Origin of the sequence: Bradyrhizobium sp. JYMT SZCCT0428, from assembly GCF_018131075.1 — a bacterium.
GTDB lineage: Bacteria > Pseudomonadota > Alphaproteobacteria > Rhizobiales > Xanthobacteraceae > Bradyrhizobium.
Map to the genome: position 1 here is coordinate 1 of NZ_JAFCLS010000117.1, position 8,009 is coordinate 8,009.

Consider the following 8,009-nt stretch of genomic DNA (forward strand, 5'->3'; position numbering starts at 1 on the left):
ACATCCCGATATGAGCCTGCGCTCGCAGAACGTCACCATCCCGAAGCCAGATATTGGTCATGGTCGCGTTACATAGTGTGCCTGCCGACTCGACCAACGTGTCGAGTACCGCTTGCAGGTCGAACGCCGAGCGGCTGATCACCTTGAGTACGTCAGCTGTTGCGGTCTGTTGTTGCAGCGATTCACTCAGGTCATCGGTGCGTTGGCGCAGCTCATTGAGAAGACGTGCATTCTCGATAGCGATCACGGCCTGGGCACCGAAATTCTGCACGAGCGCAATCTGCTTATCTGTGAACGGCCGAACTTCCTGCCGGTAAATGCCGATGGTCCCCACCAGCTCGTTCTCCTTGAGCATGGGCACCTGCAAGAGCGTCCGGGCGCCTCCGCCTTCCGCGACGCCGACCATCCCCGGGAAGCCTTCAATGTAAGACTGATCCAACAGGACATCTTCGACCTGCACCGGTTGTTTCGTCATCGCAACACGACCGAGGGGGACCTTAGGGTCGGCAAGGATTGTGTTTTTCTCCAGAAACTCACCATAGGCGGGCGGTATGTTCCACTTTCCGACGGCGCGAAACTGATTGTCTTCGTATAAGAACAACATGGCAAACTTCGCTTCACAGAGGCGCCCGGCGTTCTCCAGCATGGCCTGGAACACCGGTTCCAGTTCGCCAGGAGAGGCGCTGATCACTTTGAGCACGTCAGCGGTCGCCGTTTGCTGCTGCAGCGATTCGGTTAGGTCGCGTGTCTTCGCTTGCACCTCATCGAACAGCCGCGCGTTCTCGATGGCGATGACTGCCTGATCGGCAAAAGTCTGGAGTTGGGCGAGTTGCTTGTCCGAGAACCTGAAACCTGCCTGTGGGTGTGTGAGGATGATGGTGCCGATACCCCTATTCTCGTGGATCAGTGGCACAAACGTGATGCTCCGGAAACCGCCGGCAGCAGAGATTCTTCGAGTAGACTCTGGCGTGTCCAAGGCGTGTGTATCGGGAATTGCAATTATGCGGCGCTCCAGGACAGCTCGTGACGAGGGTGAGTGAACCGGGTCGAACGGAATCGGATAAGCGGCCCTGGCGGCGTCATGATCAAAACTCGGAATGATCTGCGCGCTTGCATTCCAGTATAGCTTACCCTCCTTCAGAGTTGTGATCGTGGCCGAACACGGCTCGAAGAGCCTTGCCGCGCTGTTCACAACCGCCTCGAATACCGGCTGCACATCTGACGGTGAGCTGGCGATGACCTTCAGGATTTCGGCGGTCGCGGTTTGCCGCTCCAACGCTTCCTTGGTCTCGTCGAAAAGCCTGGCATTCTCGATAGCGATAACCGCCTGGTCTGCGAACGTCTTCAGAAGAGCGATGTGCTTATCGTCGAACGAGCGGACTTCCGTACGTCGAACAAGGAGCGTACCGAGCGCGCAGCCCTCGCGCACCAGAGGAACACAAAGGGTCGTGTGATGACCGAATTTGATGGCAAGCTCTCGTCCCCTGGGAAACTCGTCACCCGCCTTCTGCAGGTCTGTGACATGGAGCGGTTCCTTGTCGCAGACGGATCGCCCCATCACCGTCGTGCGATCAAGCACAAAGGTTTTTCCGACCGATGACTGCCCGAGTTCGCCGAACGCGGCTCGATTGTGCAGTGTTCCATCCTCAACAAGCAGAATATCGACGAATGGTGCCTCGCAGATACGAGCTGCGTGCATAGCAACCGACTCAAGCACCGGGCCGAGGTTGCCCTGCGAATTCGAGATCACGCGAAGGATATCGCTGATCGCAGTCTGCTGCTGCGCAGCCTCGCTCAATTCACTGGTTCGTTGTCGAAGCTCTTCCCGTAGTCGCTTGCTATCGCTGGCAACGGCTTCTTGCCGCTCTACGGCCTTTTTTGGCTCGCTCTTAAGCGTCGAAGTTTCCGTCGTTCCGTCGGCGACATCCGTCGCCTTCGGTTCGCGCGTGCTAGCAGTGCTGTGCCGTTTGCCCGGCGGGCTCACCGATCCTTTGCGCTGCGGCATCCTTGGAAACTCCGAGCGGAAAAATTTCAAATGAATTCAATCGAGTACCGAGCCTATCCAATTAGGAGAAGGCCGTACAGCACCGATGCCAAGGACGCCCAGGCTGCTCGGCAACATTGGCGTATCGAGGACGGCCGCTGGAAGAGCTGCGAAGGTCTCTGCGCATAGTCGACTTGCCTATCCGGCAAGAGCATCGTCCGCTAAGGGGTCATTGGCGTCATTTTGGCCGTCGGCCGACTACTTCCGGTCTTCCCCCGAAGCGGACATCGTCACGGCCGGCAGGCATTTCTCAAAGGTGCCAGACGCGAACATTGACTCTCGTTACTCGATCACCTCGCCAGCGCGGGCAAGCAGCGCCGGCGGAAGAGTGAGGCCGAGCGCTTTTGCGGGTCTGTAATTGATCAGCAGCTAGAATTTGGTGGGCTGATAAATCGGAATGTCGCCCGGCCTGACGCCGCCCAGAATTTGCTGCACATCGCGGGCCATGCGTCTCAAGAGCTCCGCAGGTCCACCGTATAGGCCAGCAGTGCGCCGGCATCGACTGCGTTGCTCAATTCGGCGAGAACGCTCGATGGTCTTATCGATTTCGTCGCACTTCTCACACATGGCTCACCGCAAGGTCAGGCGGGAGCACGAAGCACTCTCAGTCACCGATGAATGCCGAGGTACGGTCGATGATGCGTTTAGTGATAAACCGTATGTCGGGTTCCGACACTAAGAAACCCTACGCGTCGCATCGCGATCAGCCCTCCCTTCAGCAGATCGATCATGAACGCAACAATCGGGACGGTTGCTGGTGGGGCCCTGAATGCGAGCACGACCGGGTTGGGTCCGGGGACGATCAAATCCGGATTGCTATTGATGATCTCCCGCGCGATGTCCGCATAGCGCTCGTGATGTCCCTCGGCGGAATAGCGTTCGATCAGGAGATTCTGTCCTTACGTAACCGAGCCGGCGCAGTCCGCCGAAGAAGGCGCGCCATGCGCTGCCACCGCCAGTTTCAGTAAGGAAGGCAACCGGAATTGCCGGCTGGAAAATCGCTATCCGGCGCTGCGTCGCTCGCTGTTGCGCCCGCGCCGGCCGCGTCGCAGCGAACATCAATACACCAGCCGTAAATGATCACCGCCTCATTGCACATAGGCAGCATGAGCAATCCTTGGATCGTATCAGATAACGACGGGGTAGCTCACGCAAATAGTAAGGTTCGGCCTCCGACGCTGAGCCGGCCCGGTGTCCGGGCCAAGTCCTTCGCGTCGCTTGACCGCGTGCAGGTTAAACTTTCGGTCTAATCCCAAAAGCAGACGTAACGCATCAGGGCCGCCACTTCCGAAAAGTGCCAAACGCAGACATTACTATATCGCATCATCCGAGATCGATTTTGCGACGGCGCGCGCCGAACTGATGAAGATCTGGGCGAGCGGACTGGGGGTGCGTTTCTTCACCGTGATGACGACGACCGAGCCCAGTACGGTCGGCACCTTGACCGGCAGAATCTTGAGCCGCACACGCCTGGCATTGAACCGCGCCACCGAACTCGGCAGCAGCCCGACAAACCTCCCGGAAGCAATCATGGTCGTCGTCAATTGAACCGACAGAGTGAGGATGCCCGCGCGCGGTTGCCGCAGTCCATGCTTGCGAAAAATCTCGGCGATCAGCACCCCGGGAACGCTGTCGGGGGGCGGCAGTACCCAGGCTTCCCCGGCAAGCTCGGCAAGTTCAATCTGGCGACGCCGTGCCCATTGGCTGTCGATCCCTGCCACCACGGAGAAGGGTTCGTCGAACAACGGCTCCGAGACGAGATCTTCATCGACGAACGGTCGCGGCATTCGCGCGATCAGGAGTTCGACGTTGTGCTTGCGCAACTGGTCAAACTGCATCAACGCCGTATCGGCGTGGATGATCTTGAGTTGCACGCGGGGGTGTTGCCCGAGAAAATGCTCCGTGATCGCAGGCAGCACACCGGCCAGGATGATTTCAGGACAGCCGACGGCCAGTTCACCGGCCGTCGGATCGACGAGGAACTCTATGCGCTTGAACCCCTGGCGCATCTCGTCGAACACGTTGATGGCTGCCTCGATCAACGCCCTTCCATATGGCGTAGGCTCGACTCCCCGGGAGCTGCGGTCGAACAGGCTGACGCCCAACGTCTGCTCCAGTTCGGAAATCGCCTTAGAAACAACGGGGTGCGAGATGGCCAGCATGGCGGACGCCTTCGCCATGCTGCCGGATTCCGCCACCGCGAGCACGATGTGAAGGTCGCGCAAACGGACGCGATGGCCGACGCGGTCTGACCAGTCCATTCTTCGACCCTTAGTCTGCAGGCTACAGGGATGTCGAAAAATTGAACTTTCAAACTACAGCATTTGGGGACAACAATTCAACCAACATTCAAGCCATCCAAACATTTCAGGAATACCAACGCCGCGAAACAGCACCGACAACCTTTACGGAGGACGGCCATGTTGAGCAGATCTATCGCCCGAACCATTGCAATACTCGGCGTGACGGCCGCTACCGCGAGCAGCTCGAACGCACAGAATACGGTCAAGATCGGCATGGTGATGCCGATGACCGGGACGCTGGCAAGTGCGGGCCTGCAAGTGATCGCCGGCGCCCGCCTTTACATCAAGCAGCACGGCGATACCGTGGCCGGCAAGCGGATCGAGCTGATCGTCAAGGACGGCGCTTCATCCGGTGAAACCGGAAAGCGGCTCATTCAGGAACTGGTTGTCAACGAAAAGGTCGACGTCATTGGCGGCGGTTTGACGGCGGATCTGCTGTTCAGCGCGCCATTGCTGACCGAAGCACAGAAGCCGACCGTCATCATGATTTCGAGCACGACGGCCGTGGTGGAAAAATCGCCCTTCTTCGTCCGGACCAGCGGCACGCTGGCGCAATCCTCCGCCATCATGGCGGACTGGGCAATCCAGAACAGCCTCGGCAAAGCGGTGACCCTTGTGACGGAATTTGCGCCCGGACTTGAGGCGGAGGAGACCTTCGCCAATAACTTCAAGGCGGGCGGCGGCCAGATCGCGGAAACGATCCGCGTCCCGTTGCGGAACCCCGACTTCGCACCGTTCCTGCAACGGGTCCGGGACGCGGCACCGCAAGCCGTGTTCGTGTTCATTCCGTCAGTCCAGGCCGCCACCTTCGCCAAGCAATTCACGGAGCGCGGCCTCGACAAGGCCGGCATCAAGCTGATCGGGCCCGGCGATCTGACCGACGACGAGGCGCTTTCGAACATGGGCGACGCCATGCTGGGCGCCGTCACCGCACATTTTTACTCGGCCGCGCATCCGTCTGCCTTGAACAAGGCTTTCGCCGCCGAATACCAGAAAGACAACCATGCTCGCGCCAACTTCATGGCGGCGAGCGGTTACGACGGCATCCACGTGATCTATGAGGCGTTGAAAAAGACCGGCGGCGCAACGGACGGCAAGGCGCTGGTCTCGGCCATGAAGGGCAGTACTTGGGAGAGCCCGCGCGGTCCGATGTCGATCGACCGCGCAACCGGCGAAGTCGTCCACAACATCTACATCCGGAAAGTCGAGAAGGTGGACGGCGAACTGCGCAACGTCGAGTTCGTGACCTTCAGCAACGTCCGGGATCCCCGCGTCGCGGCGAAATGAAGAAGATGGAAATCATCGTCGTCGGAGGCGGTATTGGCGGGCTGAGCCTAGCACTCAGCCTGCATCAGGCCGGCATCAATGTCCGGGTCTATGAGACGGTGCGCAATCTCTCGCCGCTCGGGGTCGGCATCAACCTTCAACCGGCCGCCGTGCGCGAACTTGTCGACCTCGGGCTCGGCGATGCACTCGCCGAGACCGGCATAGCCACCCAACGGCTGAACCTGTGCAACAAGTTCGGACAGCTGATCCGCAGCGAGCCCAGAGGGACGGCGGCCGGATATCGATGGCCGCAATATTCGATCCATCGCGGACGTCTGCAGTTCCTGCTGCTAAGGGCCGTTCGCGAACGCATCGGCCAGAATTTCCGTAGCGGACTGACCTTCACCGCGTTCGAGCAAATTGGCCGAAAGGTCCAGGGCCGCTTCCGCGATCGAGAATCCGGCGCGGCGGTGATCGACGAAGCGGATGTCCTGATCGGCGCCGACGGCATCCATTCCGCGGTTCGGCGTCAAATCCATCCCACCGAAGCCGGTCCCCGCTTCGCCAGGCAATTGATGTGGCGCGCCGCCGTCGAGGCCGAAGCTTTCCTGGACGGCCAGACGATGGCCATCGCCGGACATTTCCATCAGCGGATCATCGCCTATCCCGTTGCCCGTGCCGCGAGCGGCAAACGGCTCACCAACTGGCTTTGCCAGATGACCGTGCCTGACGAGGCACCGCCGCGGGAAGACTGGAACAAGCGTGTCACAAGGGACAAGGTGCTGGCGGCGTTCGACCGGTGGAAGTTTCCCTGGCTCGATATGCCGGCGCTGATCGAGCAGTCGCCGGATATTTTTGAATTTCCGCTGGTCGACCGCGACCCCGTTTCGACATGGACATGCGGCCGCGTCACCCTGCTCGGCGATGCCGCCCATCCGATGCAGCCAATCGGCAGCCAGGCCGGGTCCCAGGCGATCCTAGATGCACGGTTGCTTACAGCTGCGCTGAGCGCAATTTCCAATCCGGTCGAGGCACTACAGCATTACGACACGACACGCCGGCCCGTCATGAATGACATAACGCTGCGCAATCGCAGCTTTGGGCCGGAGGCCGCCATGCAACTGGTAGAAGAGCGCGCGCCAAACGGCTTCGTTCGGATCGAGGACGTGATTTCACGGCACGAACTGGATTCCATCGCCAACTCGTTCGCTGTCGCCGCGGGTCTTGATGTCGAAACGGTCAATAACGGGGTGTCCTTCGTACGCGCGAGCCGAGAGTCAACATGAGAACCCCCAGCGTCTGGCTGGTCGAACTGGCGCAATGCTCCGATTGAGTGCCGACGTCCGAAATGGGTGCCGTCGAGGCCGACTTCCGCTTTACCCCTCAAAGCCGACATCCGGCGGGCGGGCCGGGATGTCCGTTGAGTGCCGATTGTGTTGAAGAAGTCGGCGGCCCAACTGATTGGGGTGTTGCAAGGGATCAGGCGCGCGTGAGTTTGTTTGCTCTCAGGCCGGCATTGGGGCAGGCAGTGGGATCAGCTTTGCCAGCTTTCGGAGGTTCTGGGCGGTGGCAGCCAGCAGGAACTCGTCTTGAGCACAGCCATGATGACGTCGACCTTGGCCCTGACCAGATCGGCGGCAAGGCCGGGTAACTTCTCATATCTTCATTCTGCCGAGCGGTACACGAAGGCGATGTTCCTGCCTTCGACATACCCGCGTTCGCGCAGGGCCTGGCGAGTCTCCGCGAACCGCCGGGCGGGGTCCTGATCGCTGCAACCACCGCACAGGATACCGACGCTATAGGTCTTTTCCGCATGCTGCCCCGCCACGGGTTGCGTGGCTACGAGGCTGCCGAATGCAATGCTTAGCGCAGCGAGCCAACACCCAAAACTCTGCTTCATCGCGTCCTCCGCATATTCGGTGGATCGCTGCGAACGATCTCGAATGCGTGCAGTACCGCGCGGCGGACATAGTACGCGTAATCATGTAATGACGACAAGGTCGAAGCGTCGATTAAGCACCAGCGAGCATCGTTGGGTTGCCTAGCTCCATCGCCCGTACGGGGAGGCGCGGATTCCGGCGCTCGGTCTCAGGGTCAATCGCGTCGGTCTGACGGTCAGCCAGCCACTTCCGGTCTACCCCCGTCAACGGACATCATCAGAAACGGTCGGAAAGGTGCCAATCGCGACAGTGTTAGCCGTTCAGTCGATTACCTGATCGGCGCGGGCGACTAGAGTTAGCGGAACGGTGACATCGAGTGTCTTGGCGGTCTTCTGGTTCACTATGAGCTCGAATTTCACGGCCCGCTCAATGGGCAAATTTCCCGGCGGCGTGCCCTTCAAAATCTTGTCTACGAAAGCCGCCGAACGATAAAATAGGTCTCTAACATCCGGTCCA

Annotated in this window: 6 protein-coding genes; 2 read left to right on the forward strand and 4 right to left on the reverse strand. The window is 59.8% G+C overall.

The features are described 5' to 3' along the window. Both JQ575_RS43260 and JQ575_RS43265 read right to left on the reverse strand, forming a co-directional pair. Positions 1 to 2,005 (reverse strand): GAF domain-containing protein (locus tag JQ575_RS43260; RefSeq protein WP_212039240.1); only part of this gene is annotated, 2,005 nt, incomplete at its 3' end. A 1,352-nt stretch (positions 2,006 to 3,357) separates the two neighbouring features. After that, complete coding sequence (locus JQ575_RS43265; RefSeq protein ID WP_283842706.1) at positions 3,358 to 4,305, reverse strand: LysR family transcriptional regulator; 948 nt, start codon at positions 4,303 to 4,305, stop codon at positions 3,358 to 3,360. A 159-nt stretch (positions 4,306 to 4,464) separates the two neighbouring features. On the opposite strand from JQ575_RS43265, the gene JQ575_RS43270 reads away from it, so the two are divergent. Next, positions 4,465 to 5,634: an ABC transporter substrate-binding protein gene (locus JQ575_RS43270; RefSeq protein WP_212039242.1), complete on the forward strand. Its 1,170-nt coding sequence runs from the start codon at positions 4,465 to 4,467 to the stop codon at positions 5,632 to 5,634. Beyond that, positions 5,631 to 6,899 (forward strand): flavin-dependent oxidoreductase, encoded by a 1,269-nt coding sequence (locus tag JQ575_RS43275; protein WP_212039243.1) that lies wholly within the window; start codon positions 5,631 to 5,633, stop codon positions 6,897 to 6,899. Before JQ575_RS43270 ends, JQ575_RS43275 begins: the two co-directional genes overlap by 4 nt. 377 nt (positions 6,900 to 7,276) lie before the next feature. On the opposite strand, the gene JQ575_RS43280 is transcribed toward JQ575_RS43275, so the two are convergent. Together JQ575_RS43280 and JQ575_RS43285 are read right to left on the reverse strand one after the other, a co-directional pair. Beyond that, on the reverse strand, positions 7,277 to 7,513 hold the full coding sequence (locus tag JQ575_RS43280; protein WP_212039244.1) for a hypothetical protein: 237 nt from the start codon (positions 7,511 to 7,513) through the stop codon (positions 7,277 to 7,279). Between the two features lie 300 nt (positions 7,514 to 7,813). Continuing rightward, positions 7,814 to 8,009 (reverse strand): ABC transporter substrate binding protein (locus JQ575_RS43285; RefSeq protein WP_283842707.1); only part of this gene is annotated, 196 nt, incomplete at its 5' end.